The sequence below is a fragment of the Actinomyces sp. S6-Spd3 genome (genome assembly GCF_000758755.1).
Taxonomy (GTDB): Bacteria; Actinomycetota; Actinomycetes; order Actinomycetales; family Actinomycetaceae; genus Pauljensenia.
Window position 1 is genome coordinate 1 of the sequence record NZ_JRMV01000068.1, and the last position, 571, is coordinate 571.

A 571-nucleotide genomic window follows, 5' to 3' on the forward strand; every position below is an offset into this window, starting at 1 on the left:
ACTCCAATGAGAACGAAGCCGGCGTGAGCGATCGATGAGTACGCGAGTAGTCGTTTAATGTCGGTCTGAACCAGACCAACGAACGTACCGATCGCGATGGTGAGCGCTGCAACCGCTGCGAGGATCCAAATCAGATCCCATTCGAGGCGGACACCGATGGTCAGGTAAATACGAACCATCGTCGCAAAAGCCGCAACCTTAACGGCTGCCGCCATGAAACCAGTAATCGGCGTTGGAGCACCCTGGTAGACATCTGGCGTCCACGCGTGGAAAGGTGCGGCACCAACCTTAAACAGAAGGCCGACCATAACCATGAACACACCAACGATGAGCATCCAGTCCATGCCCGGGATCATCGGAACCTTGACCGAGATTTCGCTCAGGACCACCGAACCAGAGAAGCCGTACAGGAGCGCGCCACCCATCAGGACAAACGCGGATGCGAATGCGCCGAGAAGGAAGTACTTCAGCGCAGCCTCCTGTGACAGCTGGCGACGACGGCGAGCCGTTGCCACCAGAATGTACAGGGGTAGGGAGAGCACTTCGAGGGCAACAAACAGTGCGATCAGCG

At 57.3% G+C, this 571-nt stretch carries 1 protein-coding gene; it reads right to left on the reverse strand.

What is annotated here, in order from left to right:
- Positions 1 to 571 (reverse strand): NADH-quinone oxidoreductase subunit N (locus HMPREF1627_RS00445; RefSeq protein WP_034500029.1); only part of this gene is annotated, 571 nt, incomplete at both ends.